We start from the raw sequence: 20,253 nt of genomic DNA, 5'->3' as shown, positions 1-20,253 counted from the left end.
ACCTCGACGAGGTGACCGGGCCGTCGGACGGAGGCAGTGCCTCCAGGCTGTCGCGGGGTTACGCGTCCTGGCGCTTCAGGCGGGCGTACGCGCGCTGACGGGCCTGCGCGTCGAGCTCGACCTTGCGGATGCGCACGTTGTCGGGGGTGACCTCGACGCACTCGTCCTCGCGCGCGAACTCCAGGCACTCCTCGAGGGAGAGCTGGCGCGACGGCGTCATCGACTCGAAGGAGTCGGCGTTCGCCGAACGCATGTTCGTGAGCTTCTTCTCCTTCGTGATGTTCACGTCCATGTCGTCGGCGCGCGAGTTCTCGCCGATGACCATGCCCTCGTAGACCTCCTCCGTCGGGTTGACGAAGAACGTCATGCGCTCCTGCAGGTTCGTGATGGCGAACGGCGTCACGACACCGGCGCGGTCGGAGACGATCGAGCCGTTGATGCGGGTCTGGATCGGGCCCGCCCAGTCGTCGTAGCCGTGCGAGATCGCGTTCGCGATGCCCGTGCCACGGGTCTCGGTGAGGAACGACGTGCGGAAGCCGATGAGGCCACGCGACGGCACGATGAACTCCATGCGGATCCAGCCGGTGCCGTGGTTCGTCATGTTCTCCATGCGACCCTTGCGCGCGGCCATGAGCTGCGTGATCGCGCCGAGGTGCTCCTCCGGCGTGTCGATCGTCATGTGCTCGTAGGGCTCCTGGAGCTTGCCGTTCTCGTCACGCTTCGTGACGACCTGCGGCTTGCCCACGGTGAGCTCGAAGCCCTCGCGGCGCATCTGCTCGACCAGGATGGCGAGCGCCAGCTCACCACGGCCCTGGACCTCCCAGGTGTCCGGACGGCCGATGTCCTGCACCTTGAGCGACACGTTGCCGATGAGCTCGCGGTCGAGGCGGTCCTTGACCATGCGCGCGGTCAGCTTGTGGCCCTTGACCTTGCCGACGAGCGGGCTCGTGTTGGTCCCGATGGTCATCGAGATGGCGGGGTCGTCGACCGTGATGGTCGGCAGCGGGCGGACGTCCTCGGGGTCGGACAGCGTCTCACCGATGGTGATGGTGTCGAAGCCGGCGACGGCGACGATGTCACCGGGGCCCGCAGACTCGGCCGGGAAGCGGTCGAGTGCCTTCGTGATGAGCAGCTCGGTGATGCGGGCGTTCGCGACGGTGCCGTCGTGCTTGACCCACGCGACCGTCTGCCCCTTCTTCATCGTGCCGTGGAAGATGCGGAGCAGCGCGAGGCGGCCGAGGAACGGCGAGGCGTCGAGGTTGGTGACGTGCGCCTGCAGCGGGTGCTCGTCGTCGTACGTCGGCGCCGGCACGTGCTGCAGGATCGCCTCGAACAGCGGCTCGAGGTCGTCGTTGTCGGGCAGCTCGCCGTCGTTCGGCTTGTTGCGGCTCGCGGCGCCGGCACGACCGGACGCGTAGACGACCGGGACGTCGAGGATCGCGTCGAGGTCGAGGTCGTCGACCTCGTCCGACAGGTCGGAGGCCAGGCCGAGGAGCAGGTCCTGCGACTCGGAGACGACCTCGTCGATGCGGGAGTCCGGGCGGTCCGTCTTGTTGACGAGCAGGATCACCGGGAGCTTCGCGGCGAGCGCCTTGCGCAGCACGAAGCGGGTCTGGGGCAGCGGGCCCTCGGACGCGTCGACGAGCAGCACGACACCGTCGACCATGGAGAGGCCGCGCTCGACCTCACCACCGAAGTCGGCGTGGCCGGGGGTGTCGATCACGTTGATCGTGATGCGGCCACCCGGGTTGAACTGCTCGGCGTGCTCCCCGTTGTAGAGCACCGAGGTGTTCTTCGCGAGGATGGTGATGCCCTTCTCGCGCTCGAGGTCGTTCGAGTCCATCATCCGGTCTTCGCCCTCGAAGTGGGCGTCGAACGAGTTGGTCTGCGTGAGCATCGCGTCGACGAGGGTGGTCTTGCCGTGGTCGACGTGTGCCACGATGGCGACGTTGCGCAGGTCGGACCGGGTGGCGAGCGCCATACAGGACATCCTTCAAGTGTTCGGAGAAGATCGGGCGGCCGACGGCGGCTCTCGCGCCGTGGTGGCACTGCCCGTGGGTGGGCTGGAACGCCCGACACGCCAGTCTACCGGTAGTTCGCAACCCTGAGGAGTACAGCGCATGACCCGACGGCGGACGTGGACCGAGATCACGATCGTCCTCATGCTCTCACTGGGCGGCAGCGCGCTGTACTCGGTGCTGCAGATCATCGACGACCTGTCCCAGACGACGCCCCTCGGCGAGCAGTCGACGGCACTCAACACGTCCACCACGACCGTGCAGTACGTCGACCTCGCGCGGCAGCTCGTCGGCATCGCGGTCGACCTGGCCCCGGTCGCGCTGGTCTGCTACCTCCTCTGGAGCGCGAGGCGCCCGCACCTCCACCGGCTCGGCATCGACCGCTTCCGGGCGCGGCCGGACCTCGGCGGTGCAGCCCTCATCGCGCTCGGCATCGGCGTCCCCGGACTCGCGCTCTACTTCACCGGTCGCGCACTCGGCTTCACGGTGGACGTCGACCCGGCGGCGCTGAACACCTACTGGTGGACGATCCCCGTCCTGCTGCTCTCGGCCGTCCGGTCCGGGCTGCAGGAGGAGGTCATCGTGATCGGGTACCTGTACGAGCGACTCGGCGGGCTCGGGTGGGGGCGGTGGCAGGTCATCCTGTCGACCGCGGTCCTGCGCGGGAGCTACCACCTGTACCAGGGGTTCGGGGCGTTCGTGGGGAACGCGGTGATGGGCGTCGTGTTCGGGTGGATCTACACGAGGTGGGGGCGGCTGCTCCCGCTCGTCATCACGCACTGCCTGCTCGACGCCGTCGTCTTCGTGGGCTACCCCTTCGTCGCCCAGGCGTTCCCGGGACTGTTCCGGTGAGCGCGTGCGTCGCCGAAGCGAGACGCCGGCGTGCCCGTCAGACGGAGGCATCGACGCGAGACGCCGCAGGATCCTGCGGCGTCTCGACGTGACGAGACCGTCTCACGGCAGGACGGGCCCGACGTGGGCCGGTGACGGACGGGAGGCGCGGTACCGACCGGCACCGCGCCTTCCGTCCGTCGGCTGGTCACGCGACCAGCTGCGGCACCTGCTCCGGGTAGTGGCACGCCGCACGGTGGTCGCGCTCCGCGCCGGCGCGCGGCGCCTTCTCGGGCACCTCGTCGCGGCACCGCGCCTGCTGCGCCTCGGGCAGCTTCGCGTAGAGCGGGCAGCGCGAGCGGAACCGGCAGCCGGTCGGGCGCTCGGTCGGGCTGGGCGGGTCCCCCGGCAGCAGGATCGTCCGCCGTGCGCGCTCCACGACGGGATCCGGCACCGGGACCGCCGACATGAGCGCAGCCGTGTACGGGTGCATCGGGCGCTCGAAGACCTCGTCGACCGCACCCTCCTCGACGGTGCGGCCCAGGTACATCACGCTCACCCGGTCCGCGACGTGCCGGATCACCGACAGGTCGTGCGACACGAACAGGTACGACAACCCGAGTCGTGCCTTGAGGTCGGCGAGCAGGTTGAGCACCCCGGCCTGGATCGACACGTCGAGCGCGGAGACCGGCTCGTCGAGCACGATGAGCTCCGGCTCGGTCGCGAGCGCCCGAGCGATCGAGATGCGCTGCCGCTGCCCGCCGGAGAACTCGTGCGGGTAGCGGTCGGCCTCGGCGGCACGGAGCCCCACGAGCCCGAGGAGCTCCGGCACCCGCTCGGCGATGCGGTCCGACGCGGCGCCGATGGCCCGGAGCGGTTCGGCGACGACGTCGTACACGGACATGCGCGGGTCGAGGCTCGCTGCGGGGTCCTGGAACACCATCGAGATGCGCTGCCGCAGCTGCTTCGACGCCGTGACCGGCTGTCCGAAGAGCTCGACCGTGCCGTGCTCGGGCCGCTCGAGGTCCATCAGCTGGTGCAGGGTCGTCGACTTGCCGGACCCCGACTCCCCGACCAGCCCGAGCGTCTCGCCCGTGCGGATGTCGAGGTCGACGCCGTCCACCGCGTAGACCTCGCCGACCTTGCGCTTGAACACCGATCCCTTGACGAGCGGGAACGTCTTCGTCAGCCCCTCGACCTGGACGACGGCGGGGCGCTGCTCGCGGGCGGCGGGTGTGGTGACCGCGACGCCGGTGTCCGGGATCTCGGGCAGCCGGAAGATCGCGCCGGCGTCGGCGTGGGCCTCGGCGACCTCCTCGTACCGGTGGCAGGCGACCGCGTGCGGCACCGAGGTGTCGACCGGCCCTTCTCCGGGGACACCGGCCGCCACGTCGACCGCGGCGAGCGGCGGTTCCGACCCACGGCAGACGGCGGCGGCGAGCGGGCACCGGTCGGCGAACGGGCAGGCGTCGGGCAGCCCGATGAGCGACGGCGGCGACCCGGGGATCGGGACCAGCGGCTCGCCGCTCGACTCGTCGAGCCGGGGCAGCGCGCCGATGAGGCCGATCGTGTAGGGCATGCGTGGTCGGGCGAACAGCTCGTCCGCACTCGCGGTCTCGACGATCCGCCCGGCGTACATCACGGCGATGCGGTCGGCGATGCCGGCGATCACCCCGAGGTCGTGGCTGACGAACACCAGGGCGGCACCGGTCTCGCGCTGCGCGGTGCGGAGCACGTCGATGATCTGCGCCTGGATCGTCACGTCCAGTGCCGTGGTCGGTTCGTCGGCCAGGATCACGTCCGGGTCGTTCGCCATGGCCATCGCGATCATCGCGCGCTGCCGCATGCCACCGGAGAACTCGTGCGGGAAGGCGTCCACGCGCTGCGCGGCCTGCGGGATGCCGACGAGCTCGAGCAGCTCGATCGCCCGGGCGCGTGCGTCCTGCTTGGAGGCACCCCGGTGCACGCGGACGGTCTCGGCGATCTGCTCACCGATCGTGTACACGGGCGTGAAGGCGGACAGCGGGTCCTGGAAGACCATGGCGACCTTGGCTCCGCGCAGCTTGCTCAGCTGCTTGTCGCTGCGGCCGAGGAGCTCCTGCCCCTCGAGCGCGATCGACCCCGTGACCTTCGTGGTCTCCGGCAGCAGTCCGAGGATCGCCATGCTCGTGACGGACTTGCCCGAACCGGACTCGCCGACGATGCCGAGGACCTCGCCCCGCCGGAGCTCGAGGTCGACCCCCCGAACGGCGTGCACGACGCCGCGCGGGGTCGGGAACCGGACGTCGAGGTCGCGGACGCGGAGCAGCGGTTCGGTCGTGGTGGTCGTCGTGGTGGTGGTGCTCATGCGCCGGCCCCTGCCTGCGTGGTGATGGTCGCGGCGTCGACCGCGGCCTGGTTCTGGTCGCGCTTCCGACCGCTCCGCTTCTGCTTCTTGCCCGTCGCCGACGTCGGGTCGAGCGCGTCGCGCAGCCCGTCGCCGAGCAGGTTCGCCGCGATGGCGAAGACCACGAGCGCACCGGCCGCGAAGAAGAACAGCCACGGGCTGGTGAGCGCGGCGTCCTGGTTCTGCGCGATGAGCGTGCCCAGCGAGACGTCCGGTGCCTGCACGCCGAAGCCGAAGTAGCTGAGACTCGTCTCGGACAACACCGCGGCGCCGACCTGGATCGTGCCGTCGATGATGAGGAAGGACGCCACGTTCGGCAGGATGTGCCGGACGATGATCCGGAACGGTCCGATGCCCATGTACCGGGCGGCGCGCACGAACTCGCGCTCCTTCACCGACAGCGTCATCGAGCGGACGACCCTGGCGGTGATCATCCAGCCGAAGCCCGCGATGAGGGCGACCAGGACGATCCAGCCCGAGTTCTGGATGCGTGGGCTGATGATCGCGATGATGAGGAACGACGGCAGCACGAGCAGCATGTCGACGAAGAACATCACGATCCGGTCGACCCAGCCGCCGAAGTACCCGGCCGCGGCACCCGTCAGGGCAGCGATCGCCGTCGAGAACACCGCGACGAGCAGGCCGATGAGCAGGCTCTTCTGCATCCCCCGCGCGGTCTGCGCGAAGACGTCCTGCCCGATGCCGTTCGTGCCGAACCAGTGCGTCCCGCTCGGCGGCTGCGAGAACGCGGTGTAGTCGATCTGCGAGTAGCCGTACGGGCTCACGAGCGGCCCGATGAACGCGAAGGCGAAGAGCAGCACGATCACGACGAGGCCGATCCCGGCCCCGCGGTTCATGAAGGTGCGGACGACGGTCTGCACGAAGCGGTTGCGCTGCTTCCCGCCGGGCTTCGGGCTGCCGGGCAACGGTGTGTCGGACCGACCGACGGTCGTGCCGTCGACGGGTTCGATCCGGGTGTCGGTCATGTCAGTTCCTCCGCACGCGGGGATCGAGGACGGCGGTGAGGGTGTCCGCGAGGAACCCGGCGATGAGCACCATCACCGACGCGAACAGCGAGTACGCCGTGACCGCGTTCACGTCGTTGTTGTTCACCGAGTCGATGAACCACGCACCGAGGCCGTTCCACCCGAAGATCTTCTCGGTGAAGATCGCCCCGGTCAGGATGCCCAGGAAGCCGTAGGCGAAGAGGGTCGTCATCGGGAGGAGCGCCGTCCGGAGCCCGTGCTTGAACGTCGCCTGCCGTTTCGTCAGGCCCTTCGCGCGCGCGGTCCGCAGGAAGTCCGAACCGAGCACGTCGAGCATCGTCGCCCGCTGGTACCGGCTGTAGATCGCGATGAGCCCGAGTGCGATCGAGATCGTCGGCAGGAGCAGGTGCACGCCGCGGTCGAAGAACAGGTCGATCCAGCTCCCGCTGAGCCCCGGGGTGGCCTCACCGGTGAAGTTGATGAGCTGGGTCCCGGTGTCCTGGTTGAGCTTCGTCGCCCCGATCTTCAGGAACACGGCCGTCAGGAACACCGGTGTCGAGATGAGCACGATCGAGATGATCGCGCTCACCCGGTCCGAGATCCGGTACTGCCGGACGGCGTTCCAGACGCCGAGCAGCACCCCGAGCAGGATGCCGACGATCGTGCCCACCAGCAGCAGGCGGAGACTCACCCCCAGGCGCGGCCAGAACTGGTCGGTCACGGGGCGGTCCTGGATCGTCCGCCCCATGTCTCCCTGCACGACGTCGCCGAGCCAGTGCCCGTACCGCACGACGATCGGCGTCTTGTCGTTGACACCGATGTCGTCGAGCTTCTTGTCGATGGTGGCCGCAGGCGGGGCCGGGTTGCGCTCTGCGTAGACGGATCGGGGGCTGAACGTCGCCGAGGCCAGGAAGTACGTCAGCGAGGTGGCGAGGAACACGAGCACGACGTAGTACACGAGTCGACGCGCCAGGAAGCGGGTCATGCGGAACACCATACGACCCGATTTGTTTCCGGGAGATCACATCCCGCCACTCCCCGCGTAACGAATTGGTGTTTGCAACAGAACGGGTCGACTGCCCCCGCGCGGGGGCCGTATGGTGATCCACAACTTCACGAGGGGAAGACCATGAAGCACAGGAAAGTCCTGGCGTTGACGGCGGCACTCGCCGGCTTCGCTCTCGTCGCCACCGGCTGCTCGAACGGATCCAACGGTGGGTCCGGCAGCGGCTCCGACGACTCGGGCAAGAAGACCCTGCCCACCTCGGCCCAGATCAACGAGCAGCCCGTCTCGGACCTGCAGGACGGCGGCACGCTCCGCCTGCCGATCTCGCAGTGGATCACCCAGTGGAACTACAACCAGGTCGACGGCGCCCTGGTCGACGCCTCCACGATCGAACAGGCGACGATGCCGTTCATCTACGTGATCGACGGCAAGGGCGCCCCGCAGCTCGACACCGACTACGTCTCCAAGGCCGAGGCGACGAGCGACGACCCGCTCACGATCGAGTACGAGATCAACCCGAAGGCGAAGTGGAACGACGGGTCCCCCATCACGTGGAAGGACTTCGAGAACGAGTGGAAGGCCCTGAACGGGACGAACCCGGACTACCTGGTCGGGTCGACCACCGGGTACGAGGACATCGCCTCGGTGACGAAGGGGTCGTCCGACCAGGACGTCAAGGTCGTCTTCGACAAGCCGTTCTCCGACTGGAAGTCGCTCTTCACCCCGCTCTACCCGGCCAGCCAGACCGGAACCCCCGAGCAGTTCAACGAGGCGTACAAGGGCAAGGTCCCGGTCTCCTCGGGCCCGTACAAGGTGTCCGAGCTCGACGAGACCGCCGGCACCGTGACGATCGTCCCCGACGAGAACTGGTGGGGTGACAAGCCGAAGCTCGACCAGGTCATCTTCCGGTCGCTCGACGGCAACGCGGACGTCGACGCCTACCTCAACAAGGAGATCGACTCGGTCCTGACGACGACCTCGGAACGGTTCGACCGCGTCAAGGACGCCAAGAACTCGAAGGTCTACGCCTCGACCTCGGCGCAGTACACGCACGTCGACTTCTCGTCCAAGGGCATCCTCAAGGACAAGCAGCTCCGACTCGCGATCCAGCACGCGGTGAACCGGGAAGCGCTGGCGCAGGTCATCGGCGGGACCCTGCCGTACAAGCTCGGCACGCTCGACAACCACGTCTTCCTGTCGACCGACGACGGCTACGAGGCGAACACCGACCCGAACGGCACCTTCGACGTCGAGAAGGCGAAGAAGATCCTCGACGACGACGGCTGGAAGACCGACGGCCAGTACCGCAAGAAGGGCGGAAAGACGCTCTCGCTGTCCATCACGATCCCGTCGGGTGCGACCTCGTCGCAGAAGCTCTCCGAGGTGATGCAGCAGCAGCTCAAGGACGTCGGCATCGAGCTGAAGCTCAAGTCCGTCGCGGTGGACGACTTCTTCGAGCAGTACGTCACGCCGGGCAACTACGACATGACGATCTTCGTCTGGGGCGGCACCGGTTTCCACTCCAGCAGCGCGTCGATCTACCAAACCGGCGACACCGGTCAGAACTACGGCCGCATCGGTGACGACGCGATCGACAAGCTCATCGCGCAGGCGGTCGCCGAGCCGGACACCGAGAAGGCGAACGCGATCTGGAACAAGGTCGACAAGCAGGTCTGGGCGATCGGGCACTCGATGCCGATCACCGCGAAGCCGGCCCTCGTCGCGCAGAACCCGAAGCTCGCCAACTACGGCGCGTTCGCGGGCGCGCAGAACATCGACTGGACCAAGGTCGGGTTCACCAAGTAGCAGCACGACACCAGGACGGGCCCGGTCGCACCACGCGACCGGGCCCGTTCCCTGTCCTACTGTGAGGGCATGAGCATCCCCGAGCCGGGCGACACCGCGCCCGACTTCTCCCTGCCCGGACTCGTCGTCCGGAACGGCACCCGCACGGACGACGAGTACGCCCTGTCCGCGGTCATCGGCCGTCCGCTCGTCCTCGCCTTCTACCCCGGCGACGCCACGCCCGTCTGCACGGCCCAGCTCTGCAGCTACCAGGAGGAACTCGACGAGTTCACCGACCTCGGGGCCGTCGTCTGGGGTGTCAGCCCGCAGGCACTGGACTCGCACGAGGACTTCGCCCGCGGTGCGTCCCTCACCTTCCCGCTGCTGAGCGACACCGGCGGCGACGTCGCGCGGGCCTACGGCGTCCGTGCGCCGGGCATCGGCCTCCGCCGCTCGGTCTTCGTCATCGATGCCGACGGCATCGTCCGCTGGCGCCACGTCGGGCTCGTCGGCCTGCGCTTCCCGAAGGCCGACACCATCCGCGAGCAGGTCGAACGACTCGTCTGACCGCGCGGGACGGACCAGCGTTCCTGAAGATCGGGCACCGGGTGTTGACACCCGGGCGTGGCGGTGCTGACCATGGACGGACGAGGTCCGCAACGGACCCGCCTCTCCGGGGAACCGGGTCGTCCGGCGGTACGCGCAGGTGTGTCACACCCGCTCCCGGACGTCCCCGGGGAGGCGCTCTCGACCCCGCCCACTCCCCTACGATGGCCTGGATGAGCACCGTCGTCGCGCCCCGGATGCGCCTGTTCGCCGTCGTCCTGTGGGTCGTCGCGGTCGTGCTGGTGCCGCTCGCGCTCCTGACCGGCGGCAACCCGTTGCTCGTCCCCGTCCCGAGCGTCTTCACCGCGTTCATCGCGTGGGCCGTGCTCTGGCGCCCGCGGTTCGAGCTCACGGAGGAGACGCTGACGATCGTCGACGTCCGCCGCACGAGCACCTACCCCTGGCGCCGCGTGCAGGAGGTCCGCACGAAGTACGGCATCGAGGTGGTCACGACCGAGGGCGTCCGCCGCACCTGGCTCGCGACGCGGCCGACCGCCGCGCTCGGGATCCGTCGGCCGGGCGACGGCGCGACGACGGCCGCCGACGTGCGGGAGGCCGCAGACGTCCTCCGCGCGCACGTGCCGGCGCCGGTCGTGCAGGACGGACCGCCGCCGGCGACCGTCGAGGCCGCGACCATCGTCCACCGCGTGCACGGGTGGACGGTCACGGCGATGATCGTGCTCGGTGTCGCCGCGTCGATGGCCGGCGCACAGCTCTAGACGAGCACGCAACGGCCCGGTGGCGCGTGGCGGGACCGCGTCGAGCCTCCGGATCATCCCGTCGGCGGACGGGAGGCGCGTGGCGGGACCGCGCAGAGCCTCCCGGCCATCCCGTCGGCGGACGGGAGGCGCGTGGCGGGACCGCGCAGGGCCTCCCGACCGCCCCGTGGTGCGTCAGACCGCCAGCGCGCCCGCGGAGACCAGCAGCAGGACCGCGACCGCCGCCCCGGTCACGACGGCGGGACGGTCCCACCCGCGGCGGACGTCGCTGTCGGGTGCCCCGGCCGCGCGGCGTGCGCGCCAGCGCTGGCGGATCGTCCGCAGCTCCTCCGGCTCCTGCGGCACGGACAGCTGCCCACGACGGACCGGACGCGACCCGCGGATCGACGGCCCGCCGCGGCAGGTGACGGAGCGCCCGTCGGCGGTCTGCACCACGATCTGCCAGCGCAGCCGGACGTCGGTGACGGCAGCCCACGGGACGCGGGTGGTGCGCATCGGGTTCACGACCGTGAGCGCGTCGTCGTCGAGCCGCACCGACGGCCGGACGGTGAGCAGCCAGAGCGCCCACACGATCGCGGCGACCGGGCCGACCGCGACCCAGACGACGTCCCAACTCCCCCGTACCGCGGCGTCGGCGAGCAGGAACACCCCCAGGACGACGACGAGGCCGGACGCCACCGCCCCTCCGCGACCTGCGCGGAGGTTGACGGGACGTCCGGCCTCGGGGTGGTGCAGCGGGATCAGCGCCCGAACTCGAACCCGGCACCCGGGATCGCGGCGAGCAGGTCCTTCGTGTACTGCTCCTTCGGGTTCGCGAAGACCTCGTCGGTCGTCGCCTTCTCGACGATCTGCCCCTTCCGCATGACGCAGACGTTGTCCGCGACGAGGCGGACGACGGCGAGGTCGTGCGTGATGAAGAGGTACGTCAGGTCGAGCTCGGTCTGCAGCTCGGTGAGCAGGTCGAGGATCTGTCCCTGGACGAGCACGTCGAGCGCCGAGACCGCCTCGTCGAGCACGATGACCTCGGGCTTGAGCGCCAGCGCACGCGCGACCGCGATGCGCTGCCGCTGCCCGCCGGAGAGCTCGTTCGGGTAGCGGTTCACCATCGACTTCGGCAGCGCGACCTGGTCGAGCAGCTCGAGCACGCGGGCTCGGCGGCTCGCCTTGTCGCCCACCTTGTGCGTGGCAAGGGGCTCGGCGATCGTGTTCCCGACGTTGTACATCGGGTCCAGCGAGCCGTACGGGTCCTGGAAGACCGGCTGCACCCGGCGACGGAAGTCGAACAGGTCCTTGCCCTTGAGGGCGCCGATGTCGATGCCGTCGAACGTGACCGAACCACCGCTGATCGACTCGAGCTGCAGCACGAGCTTCGCGACGGTCGACTTGCCCGAGCCCGACTCGCCGACGAGCGCCGTGGTGGTGCCCTTCGGGATCGCGAACGAGACGTCGTCGACGGCCTTGAGCTCGCGGGACTGCAGGTTCTTCCCTCGGAGCTTGTAGACCTTCTGCAGGTTCTTCACCACGATGAGGTCCTGCGCCGGACGGTGCTCGCGCTCCTGGGCGCGGGCGATCAGCTCGTCGTCCTCGCTGCCCGCGTCGGCGATGTCGACCCGCGCGTGCTGCACCTTCGACTGGATGCGACGGCTCGCGAGCGAGGGCGCCGCGGCGACGAGGCGCTGCGTGTACGGGTGCTGCGGGTTGGCCAGGATCTCCTTGGACGGACCCGACTCGACGACCTGGCCCTTGTACATCACGACGAGCTTCTCGGCACGCTCGGCGGCGAGGCCGAGGTCGTGCGTGATGAACAGGACCGAGGTGCCGAAGTCACGGGTCAGCGTCTCGAGGTGGTCGAGGATGATCCGCTGGACGGTGACGTCGAGCGCCGAGGTCGGCTCGTCCGCGATGAGCAGCTGCGGGCGGCTGGACAGACCGATGCCGATGAGCACGCGCTGGCGCATGCCGCCGGAGAACTCGTGCGGGAACTGCTTGAGCCGGGTGGCGGCGTCGCCGAGGCCGGCCTCCTGCAGCACCTCGACCGCGCGGGCGCGGATCGCGTGCTTGCCGGTGGCCATGCCGTTGGCCTTGATGGCCTCTTCCACCTGGAAGCCGATCGACCACAGCGGGTTGAGGTTCGACATCGGGTCCTGCGGGACGTAGCCGATCTCCTTCCCGCGGATGCCGGCCATCTCCTTGTCGGACAGCCCGACGAGCTCACGCCCGTTGAACTTGATCGACCCGCCGGTGACCTCGCCGGTGCCGGCGAGCAGCTTGATGATCGCCTGGGCGCTGGTCGACTTGCCCGAACCGGACTCGCCGACGATCGCCAGACGCTCGCCCTGCTCGAGGGTGAAGTCGACGCCGCGTACGGCCTGCACGAGACCGCTCTGCGTGCGGAACCCGACCTGCAGGCCGGAGACCTCGAGCAGCGGGGCGCCGGAACCGGCCGGACGACGGGTGGTGGGATCGGTGAGCGTCTCGGTCATCGACGGGCCCTCGCCTTCGGGTCGAGCGCGTCGCGGACCACGTCGCCGAGGAGCAGGAACGCGAGCACGGTGATGGACAGGGCGGCGGACGGCCAGAAGATCGTCGACGGGTTGGTGCGGATCGACGTCTGCGCGGTCCCGATGTCGAGGCCCCAGCTGAGCGCCGACGGGGGCAGCCCGATGCCGAGGAACGACAGGGTGGCCTCGGCGACGATGAACGACCCGAGCGACACCGTGGCGATGACGATGACCGGGGCGATCGCGTTCGGGATCACGTGGCGGACGAGCGTGGTGAAGCGGCTGACGCCGAGCGCCGCCGAGGCGGTGACGTAGTCGGACTGCTTCGCACTGAGCACCGCACCGCGCATGATGCGGGCGATCTGCGGCCACGCGAACGCGGCGAGCACGAGGGCCACCGTGATCGCGTTGCGGGCCGGGATGACCGACATGATCACGATCGCGCCGAGGATGGTCGGGATCGAGAAGAAGATGTCGCCGATGCGGGAGACGATCGTGTCGAGCCAGCCGCCGTAGAAGCCGGCGAGGGCACCGATGATGATGCCGACGAGCGACACCAGGATCGTGGCCACCAGGCCGACGATGACCGAGCTGCGTGCGCCCCAGATGACACGGGCGTACACGTCGTAGCCCTGGCGGTTGTACCCGAGCGGATGACCCGGGCGGGCGCCCTCGTCACTGAAGTCGAGGTTCGCGGCGCGCGGGTCCACGTGCGTGAACAGGCCGGGGAAGACCGCGACGACCAGCACGAGCAGGATCAGGACCGAGGAGATCCAGAAGGTCGGGCGGACACGCATGGAGTCCCACGCGTCGGTCCAGGTCGAGCGCGTCTTCTCCGTCTCGTCGACCTGGTCGACGGCCTGGAGCGGCGTCTCCTCGATCGGCGCCACGTAGTGCGTCGCGGAGCGGGGTTCGGCGTTACTTGGCATAGCGGATCCTCGGGTCCAGGACGGCGTAGAGCAGGTCGACCAGGAGGTTGGCGAGCATGAAGATGATGACCATCACGGCGACGAACGACACGACCGTGGGGCCCTCGCCGAGCTTGACGGCGCGGAACACCGTGCCGCCGACACCGTTGATGTTGAAGATGCCCTCGGTCACGACCGCGCCGACCATCAGGTTGCCGATGTCGACACCGAGGTAGGTCACCACGGGGATGAGCGAGTTGCGGAAGATGTGCACCCCGACCACGCGACGACGGGGCAGGCCCTTCGCGGTGGCGGTCCGGACGAAGTCGGCGTTCATGTTCTCGGCGACGCTCGCGCGCGTGAGCCGCACGATGTACGCGAACGACACGGTCGCGAGCACGACGGCCGGGAGCACGAGCTCCGACCACGGTGCCTGACCCGACACGGTCACGCGGAACAGACCGAGCTGGATGCCGAAGACGTACTGCAGCAGGAAGCCGACGACGAAGGTCGGCACCGAGATGAGCAGCAGCGAGACGACGAGCGCGGAGGTGTCGAACCACTTGCCCTTCTTGAGACCCGCGATGACACCGACGACGATGCCCGCGACGGCCTCGAAGAGCAGGGACAGGAGCGCCAGACGCGCGGTGATCGGGAACGCCGACGCGAGCTGCTGCGACACCGGCAGGCCCGAGTAGGTCAGTCCGAGGTCGCCGCGGAAGACGCCACCGATCCACAGGAAGTACTGGACGAGGAACGGCTTGTCCAGGTTGTACTGCTGCCGGAGCTGCTCGATCACCTGCGGCGACGGCTGACGGTCGCCGAACAGCGCGGCGATCGGGTCGCCGGGCAGCGAGAAGACCATGAAGTAGATGAGGAACGTGGCCCCGAAGAAGACGGGGATGAGTTGCAGGAGGCGCTTGCCGAGGTACCAGAGCATCAGATCGCTCGGCCCTGCGCAGCGGCGCGCGTGTCGTTCAGGTTCATGTCGTGAGGGGTGGACGGCTCGCGGGTCGGCACGGGTGTCCGGTGCGGGCGGCGGCGCCCGCGGTGGTGGGGGTTGTGTTGCCGCCGAGGTACGGGGGCCCGGAGACCGTGTGGTCTCCGGACCCCCGTCCGGTGGCCGCGGAGCAGGATACCTGCTCGCGATGTGTCTCCGCGGTGCTCGACCGCGGTGACACCGGTGTTACTTGGTGACCTCGATGTCGTAGTACAGCGGCACGGAGTCCCAACCGAACTTGACGTTCTTCACGTTGTCGGCCGACCAGACGCCGGTCACGTTGGAGTACCACAGCGGGATCTCCGGCAGGTCCTGGAACAGGAGCTCCTGGGCCTGGTCGAAGTACTTGTTGCCCTCTTCGACGGTCGAGGCGGAACGGCCCTTCGCGAGCAGCTCGTTGTACTCGGCCGAGTCGTAGCGCGCGTAGTTGCTGGACGAGCCCTCACCCATGGTCGGGCCGAGGAAGTTGTACAGCGACGGGTAGTCGGCCTGCCAACCGGTGCGGCTACCGCCCGTGAGCTTGTCCTGCGTCTGGGCGTCGAGCGCCTCCTGGAACGTCGGGATCGCCTTGCCCTCGGCCTTGATGTCGAGCGTGTTCGAGATCGAGTTGGTGACCGCGGTCACCCATGCCTCGTGTCCGCCGTCGGCGTTGTAGGCGATGGTGAGCGTCTCGTCGTACGGCGACATCTCGTTGGCCTGCGCCCAGAGCTTCTTGGCCTCGGACGGGTTGTAGTCGAGGACGTCGGAGCCCTTGAGGTCACCGTTCCAGCCGGCGATGACCGGGGAGGTGAAGTCCTTGGCCGGGGTGCGGGTGCCGTCGAAGATCTTGTCGGTGATCTGCTTGCGGTTGACCGCCATCGACAGGGCCTCGCGACGGAGCTTGCCCTCCTCGCCCTTCCAGTGGTCGAGGTAGTAGGGCAGGTAGAAGCCCTGGAAGATCGCCGCGGCCTGGTTCGCGTTCGAGTCGGGGAAGTCCGACTTGTACGTCGCGAAAGCAGCGTCCGGGATGGCGTCGAGCACGTCGAGGTTGCCACCCTGCACGTCCGCGTAGGCGGTGTCCTGCGAGGTGTAGAACGTGATCGTCAGACCACCGTTCTTCGGCTTGCGCTTGCCGGCGTAGTCCTCGTTGGTGACGAGCTTGATCGACTGGTTGTGCGTCCACGCACCCTTGCCGTCGAGCTTGTACGGGCCGTTGCCGATCGGGTTCTCGCCGAACGCCTTGGTGTCGTCGTAGAACGCCGAGGGGAGCGGCATGAAGGCCGAGTAGCCGAGCGACAGCGGGAAGTCCGACTGCGCCGACTTCAGCGTGACGGTGAACTCGTCGTCGCTCTTGACCTTGAGCCCGGTGAGCTCCGAGTCCTTGTCGGCGTCGTAGCCCTCGATGTTCTCGAAGAAGTAGCTCGCGCCCTGCGCGTTCGACTTCTGGGCAGCCCAGTTCCACGCCTTCGTGAACGACTCGGCCGTGACCTTCTCGCCGTTGGTGAAGGTGTAGCCCGTGTTCAGCGTGATGTCGTAGGTCTTGGAGTCATCGGTGTCGATGCTCTTCGCGACCTCGTTCACCGGCTTGCCGTCGGCGTCGTACGAGACGAGGCCCTCGAAGATCGACGTGATGATCTTGCCGCCACCGGTCTCGGTGGAGTTCGAGGGGATGAGCGGGTTCTGGGGCTCGGAGCCGTTCGTGGTGACGATCCCGGACGCGTTCGTCGAGCCCGAGTCACCGCCGTTGCCGCTTCCGTTGCTGGAGCAGCCGGTCAGGGCGATTGCTGTGGCCCCGAGCACGGCGAGGGCAGAGAGCCCAGCGCGCTTCTTGATCAAGGTTCCTCCTGGTGCATGGGACGCGCCAGGCACAGAGGTGCTGCCGGGCGCGTTTGTCCTTGCACTGTAGGCAGTGCTCGGACCGCCGACCAAACCCTGCGGCCATCGGTTACAAACCGGAAACCAAGTTGCAGGATCGTTGCGGGAGGATGCAAGATTCGGTCGCCCTGACGAGGCGCGAGCGGGTTTGTTGCTTCTGCAACGAAGTTGTTGCACGAGCGCACAGCGATGGGCTAGCCGAGCAGCCCTCGGACGGAGGTGGAGCGCTCCGACATCCCGCTGTCCGGAACCGTCGGCGCACACCCCCTGGCGCACGTGTGCCCTGCCCGGATCTCCGGACAGGGCACACGCTACGCGCTCAGGGGTGGGACCGTCGCCGTGTGACACGGGCGGCGGGCCCGATCAGGCGAACGCCTCGATCGGCGGGCACGCGCAGACCAGGTTCCGGTCGCCGTACGCCTGGTCGATCCGGCGGACCGGTGGCCAGTACTTCCGCGCACTGATCCCGGGGACGGGGTAGACGGCCTGCTCCCGCGTGTACGGGTGCGTCCACTCCCCCGAGATCGCGGACGCCGCGGTGTGCGGGGCGTGCACGAGCGGGTTGTCGTCCGCCGGCCACTCCCCCCGCTCGACGGCTGCCGCTTCGGCACGGATGGCCAGCATCGCGTCGACGAAGCGGTCGAGCTCGGCGAGGTCCTCGCTCTCGGTCGGTTCGACCATGAGCGTCCCGGCGACCGGGAACGACATCGTCGGGGCGTGGAAACCGTAGTCCACCAGGCGCTTCGCGACGTCGTCGACCGTGATGCCGGACGACTCGCGCAGGGGGCGCAGGTCGAGGATGCACTCGTGGGCGACGAGCCCCGACTCCCCCGTGTAGAGCACGGGGAACGCGTCACGGAGCCGCGCGGCGATGTAGTTCGCACCGAGGACCGCGGCCTCGGTCGCCCGGGTGAGGCCCTCGAGTCCCATCATCCGGACGTAGGTCCAGGTGATCGGCAGGATGCTCGGGCTGCCGTAGGGCGCTGCGGAGACCGGCCCACCGGCGTGGGCGAGTCGCCCGTCCGAGGTCGATCCGGGTCGCCGGTCCGGGTCCTGGGCGAAGGCGTGCGCCGGCAGGAAGGGCGCGAGGTGCGCCTTCGCCGCGACCGGGCCGACGCCGGGGCCGCCGCCGCCGTGCGGGATGCAGAACGTCTTGTGCAGGTTGAGGTGCGAGACGTCGCCGCCGAAGTCGCCGAACCGGGCGTGCCCGAGCAGTGCGTTGAGGTTCGCACCGTCGACGTACACCTGGCCACCGGCCTCGTGCACGGCGTCGCAGACGTCGCGGACGTCGTGCTCGTACACGCCGTGCGTCGAGGGGTAGGTGATCATCAGCGCGGCGAGGGTGTCGGCGTGCTGCGCGGTCTTGGCACGGAGGTCGGCGAGGTCGACGTTGCCGTCCTCGTCGCAGGCCACGACGACGACCTTCATGCCGGCGAGGACGGCGGACGCGGCGTTCGTGCCGTGGGCGCTCGACGGGATGAGGCACACCGTGCGGTCGACGTCACCGCGGGACCGGTGGTAGCCCCGGATCGCGAGCAGCCCCGCGAGCTCGCCCTGGCTGCCGGCGTTCGGCTGCAACGAGACCGTGTCGTACCCGGTGACCTCGGCCAGCCAGGTCTCCAGGTCGCCGATCATGTCGAGGTACCCCTCGACGTCCTCGCGCGGGGCGAACGGGTGCACGTTCGCGAACTCGGGCCAGGTGACCGCCGCCATCTCGGTCGCCGCGTTGAGCTTCATGGTGCAGCTGCCGAGCGGGATCATGCCGCGGTCGAGCGCGTAGTCCTTGTCGGCCAGGTGCTTGAGGTACCGCATCATGCGGGTCTCACTGCGGTGCGCGCTGAACACGGGGTGCGTCAGGTACTCGCTGCTGCGCAGCAGGTCGGACGGGAGGCCCGTGGCCGCGTCGCGCACGGCGCCCTCGGTCGACGGGACGGTCACGTCCACCGCCCCGAACACGTCGGCGAGCGCCGTCACGTCCTCGGGTGTGGTCGTCTCGTCCACCGACAGCTGGAGGGTGTCGGCGTCGATCAGGTGGAGCAGGCGGTCGGCGTCGCGCGCGGCGTCGACGATCGCTGCCGCGCGCCCGCGAGCCCGCAGGGTCAGGGTGTCGAACCAGTGCTCGTGCACGACCTCGAGCCCCGCCGCACGGGCGACGTCCGCGAGCGCCGAGGTCGTCCGGGCCACGCGGTCCGCGATGAAGCGCAGCCCCTCGGGGCCGTGGTAGACCGCGTACATCGAGGCCATCACGGCGAGCAGGACCTGCGCGGTGCAGATGTTGCTCGTGGCCTTCTCGCGACGGATGTGCTGCTCACGCGTCTGCAGGCTCAGCCGGTAGGCCATCTGTCCGTCGGCGTCGAAGGAGACGCCGACGAGCCGGCCGGGCAGCTGCCGCTCCAGACCGGCACGGACCGCGAGGTACCCGGCGTGCGGGCCGCCGAAGCCGAGCGGGACGCCGAAGCGCTGGCTCGTGCCCACGGCGACGTCGGCACCCAGGTCGCCCGGGCTCGCCAGGAGCGTCATCGCGAGCAGGTCGGCCGCGACCACGGCGATGCCGCCACCGGCGTGCACGCGCTCGATGGTCGTCGAGGGGTCGACCACGCGCCCGGAGGCACCGGGGTACTGCACGATCACGCCGAAGGCGCCGTCCAGGTCGTCGTCGCTGGGCCCGGTCGCCGCGTCGAACTCGCGCAGGGCGATCCCGACCGCGTCGGCACGGTGGTCGAGCAGCGCGCGGGTCTGCGGCAGCAGGTCGGCGTCCACCAGGAACGCGTCGCCCTTCACCTTCGACGCACGACGGGCCAGGAGCATGCCCTCGACCACGGCCGTGCCCTCGTCGAGCATCGACGCGCCGGCGGTGGCCATGCCGGTCAGGTCGGACACCATCGTCTGGAAGTTGATGAGCGCCTCGAGCCGGCCCTGCGAGATCTCCGGCTGGTAGGGCGTGTACGCCGTGTACCAGCTCGGGTTCTCGAGCACGTTCCGCTGGATCACCGCGGGCGTGTGGGTGCCGTGGTAGCCGAGGCCGATCATGGCGCGACGGACGGTGTTCCGCCCGGCCTTCGCGCGGAGCTCGGCGAGCGCCTCGGTCTCACCGACGGCCGCGGGGACGACCGTGTCGGTGGTGGGCGCGGCGTGGATCGACTCCGGGATCGCCGCGCGGACGAGGGCGTCGAGGGACGGCTGCCCGACCACGTCGAGCATGACCTGCTGGTCGGCGCTCGTCGTGCCGATGTGCCGGTCGGCGAAGGACGTCTGGAGGTTCTGCTGCGCGCCGGTCATGCGAGGGACGCCCGGTACGCGTCGTGGTCCATCAGGTCCTCGGGGAAGGAGGTGCCCTCGACCTTGAGCTTCACGAGCCAGCCGGCGCCGAACGGGTCCTGGTTGACGGTGTCGGGGGCGTCGACCACGGCGTCGTTGATCGCGACGACCTCGCCCTCGATCGGGGCGAAGAGCTCGCCGACGCTCTTGGTCGACTCGATCTCGCCCATCTGCTCGCCGGCGGTCGTGGTGGTACCGACGGCGGGGAGCTCGACGTAGACGACGTCCCCGAGCTGCTCGGCGGCGTGGTCGGTGATGCCGACGGTCACGGTGTCGCCCTCGACGAGGATCCACTCGTGGTCGGCGGTGTACTGCAGTGCGGTCTGGTCGGTCAC

The 20,253-nt window shown here is 69.4% G+C and carries 15 protein-coding genes; 4 read left to right on the top strand and 11 right to left on the bottom strand.

What is annotated here, in order from left to right; genetic code table 11:
* Positions 1-58: 58 nt before the first annotated feature.
* Complete coding sequence (gene typA, locus ACH0A8_RS01445) at positions 59-1,981, bottom strand: translational GTPase TypA (RefSeq protein WP_066652823.1); 1,923 nt, start codon at positions 1,979-1,981, stop codon at positions 59-61.
* A 139-nt stretch (positions 1,982-2,120) separates the two neighbouring features.
* Here typA and ACH0A8_RS01440 point away from each other — a divergent pair, with 139 nt between their 5' ends.
* Positions 2,121-2,870 carry a CPBP family intramembrane glutamic endopeptidase gene (locus tag ACH0A8_RS01440; protein ID WP_066652815.1) on the top strand — a complete coding sequence of 250 codons (750 nt, stop codon included), beginning with the start codon at positions 2,121-2,123 and terminating at the stop codon, positions 2,868-2,870.
* Positions 2,871-3,057: 187 nt separating this feature from the next.
* On the opposite strand, the gene ACH0A8_RS01435 is transcribed toward ACH0A8_RS01440, so the two are convergent.
* From ACH0A8_RS01435 to ACH0A8_RS01425, 3 genes are read right to left on the bottom strand one after another with little or no spacing between them, the layout of a single operon-like run.
* A complete protein-coding gene (locus ACH0A8_RS01435; RefSeq protein ID WP_406906203.1) occupies positions 3,058-5,196 on the bottom strand; it encodes a dipeptide ABC transporter ATP-binding protein in 2,139 nt (712 codons plus the stop codon).
* Positions 5,193-6,221 (bottom strand): ABC transporter permease, encoded by a 1,029-nt coding sequence (locus ACH0A8_RS01430; protein WP_251154701.1) that lies wholly within the window; start codon positions 6,219-6,221, stop codon positions 5,193-5,195. The genes ACH0A8_RS01435 and ACH0A8_RS01430 overlap by 4 nt, the downstream gene beginning before the upstream one ends.
* 1 nt (position 6,222) lies before the next feature.
* Positions 6,223-7,206, bottom strand: coding sequence for an ABC transporter permease (locus tag ACH0A8_RS01425; protein WP_251154700.1), 984 nt, complete (start codon positions 7,204-7,206; stop codon positions 6,223-6,225).
* Positions 7,207-7,350: 144 nt separating this feature from the next.
* Between ACH0A8_RS01425 and ACH0A8_RS01420 the strand changes: the two genes are divergently transcribed.
* The 3 genes from ACH0A8_RS01420 (at position 7,351) to ACH0A8_RS01410 (ending at position 10,337) form a co-directional block, all read left to right on the top strand.
* On the top strand, positions 7,351-9,033 hold the full coding sequence (locus ACH0A8_RS01420; protein ID WP_251154699.1) for an ABC transporter family substrate-binding protein: 1,683 nt from the start codon (positions 7,351-7,353) through the stop codon (positions 9,031-9,033).
* Positions 9,034-9,102: 69 nt separating this feature from the next.
* The gene (locus tag ACH0A8_RS01415; RefSeq protein ID WP_251154698.1) at positions 9,103-9,579 is read left to right on the top strand and encodes a peroxiredoxin; all 477 of its coding nucleotides are present in this window, start codon (positions 9,103-9,105) and stop codon (positions 9,577-9,579) included.
* 212 nt (positions 9,580-9,791) lie between these two features.
* On the top strand, positions 9,792-10,337 hold the full coding sequence (locus ACH0A8_RS01410; protein WP_251154697.1) for a PH domain-containing protein: 546 nt from the start codon (positions 9,792-9,794) through the stop codon (positions 10,335-10,337).
* Between the two features lie 174 nt (positions 10,338-10,511).
* Here ACH0A8_RS01410 and ACH0A8_RS01405 read toward each other — a convergent pair whose 3' ends face one another.
* The 7 genes from ACH0A8_RS01405 to gcvH form a co-directional block, all read right to left on the bottom strand.
* Positions 10,512-11,015, bottom strand: a complete 504-nt coding sequence (locus tag ACH0A8_RS01405; RefSeq protein WP_066652794.1) for a PH domain-containing protein — start codon at positions 11,013-11,015, stop codon at positions 10,512-10,514.
* Between the two features lie 62 nt (positions 11,016-11,077).
* Positions 11,078-12,820, bottom strand: a complete 1,743-nt coding sequence (locus ACH0A8_RS01400; protein ID WP_066652791.1) for an ABC transporter ATP-binding protein — start codon at positions 12,818-12,820, stop codon at positions 11,078-11,080.
* Positions 12,817-13,767 carry an ABC transporter permease gene (locus ACH0A8_RS01395; RefSeq protein ID WP_066652788.1) on the bottom strand — a complete coding sequence of 317 codons (951 nt, stop codon included), beginning with the start codon at positions 13,765-13,767 and terminating at the stop codon, positions 12,817-12,819. Before ACH0A8_RS01395 ends, ACH0A8_RS01400 begins: the two co-directional genes overlap by 4 nt.
* Positions 13,757-14,686, bottom strand: coding sequence for an ABC transporter permease (locus tag ACH0A8_RS01390; protein ID WP_066652773.1), 930 nt, complete (start codon positions 14,684-14,686; stop codon positions 13,757-13,759). The genes ACH0A8_RS01395 and ACH0A8_RS01390 overlap by 11 nt, the downstream gene beginning before the upstream one ends.
* Before the next feature lie 246 nt (positions 14,687-14,932).
* Positions 14,933-16,561: an ABC transporter substrate-binding protein gene (locus ACH0A8_RS01385; protein ID WP_066652772.1), complete on the bottom strand. Its 1,629-nt coding sequence runs from the start codon at positions 16,559-16,561 to the stop codon at positions 14,933-14,935.
* 402 nt (positions 16,562-16,963) lie between these two features.
* Positions 16,964-19,879 carry an aminomethyl-transferring glycine dehydrogenase gene (gcvP, locus tag ACH0A8_RS01380; RefSeq protein ID WP_209683667.1) on the bottom strand — a complete coding sequence of 972 codons (2,916 nt, stop codon included), beginning with the start codon at positions 19,877-19,879 and terminating at the stop codon, positions 16,964-16,966.
* On the bottom strand, positions 19,876-20,253 hold the full coding sequence (gene gcvH, locus ACH0A8_RS01375) for a glycine cleavage system protein GcvH (RefSeq protein ID WP_066652768.1): 378 nt from the start codon (positions 20,251-20,253) through the stop codon (positions 19,876-19,878). Before gcvH ends, gcvP begins: the two co-directional genes overlap by 4 nt.

Source organism: Curtobacterium sp. 179-B 9B NHS, from assembly GCF_045370965.1.
GTDB lineage: Bacteria > Actinomycetota > Actinomycetes > Actinomycetales > Microbacteriaceae > Curtobacterium.
This window is presented reverse-complemented; position numbering and strand designations above follow the sequence as displayed.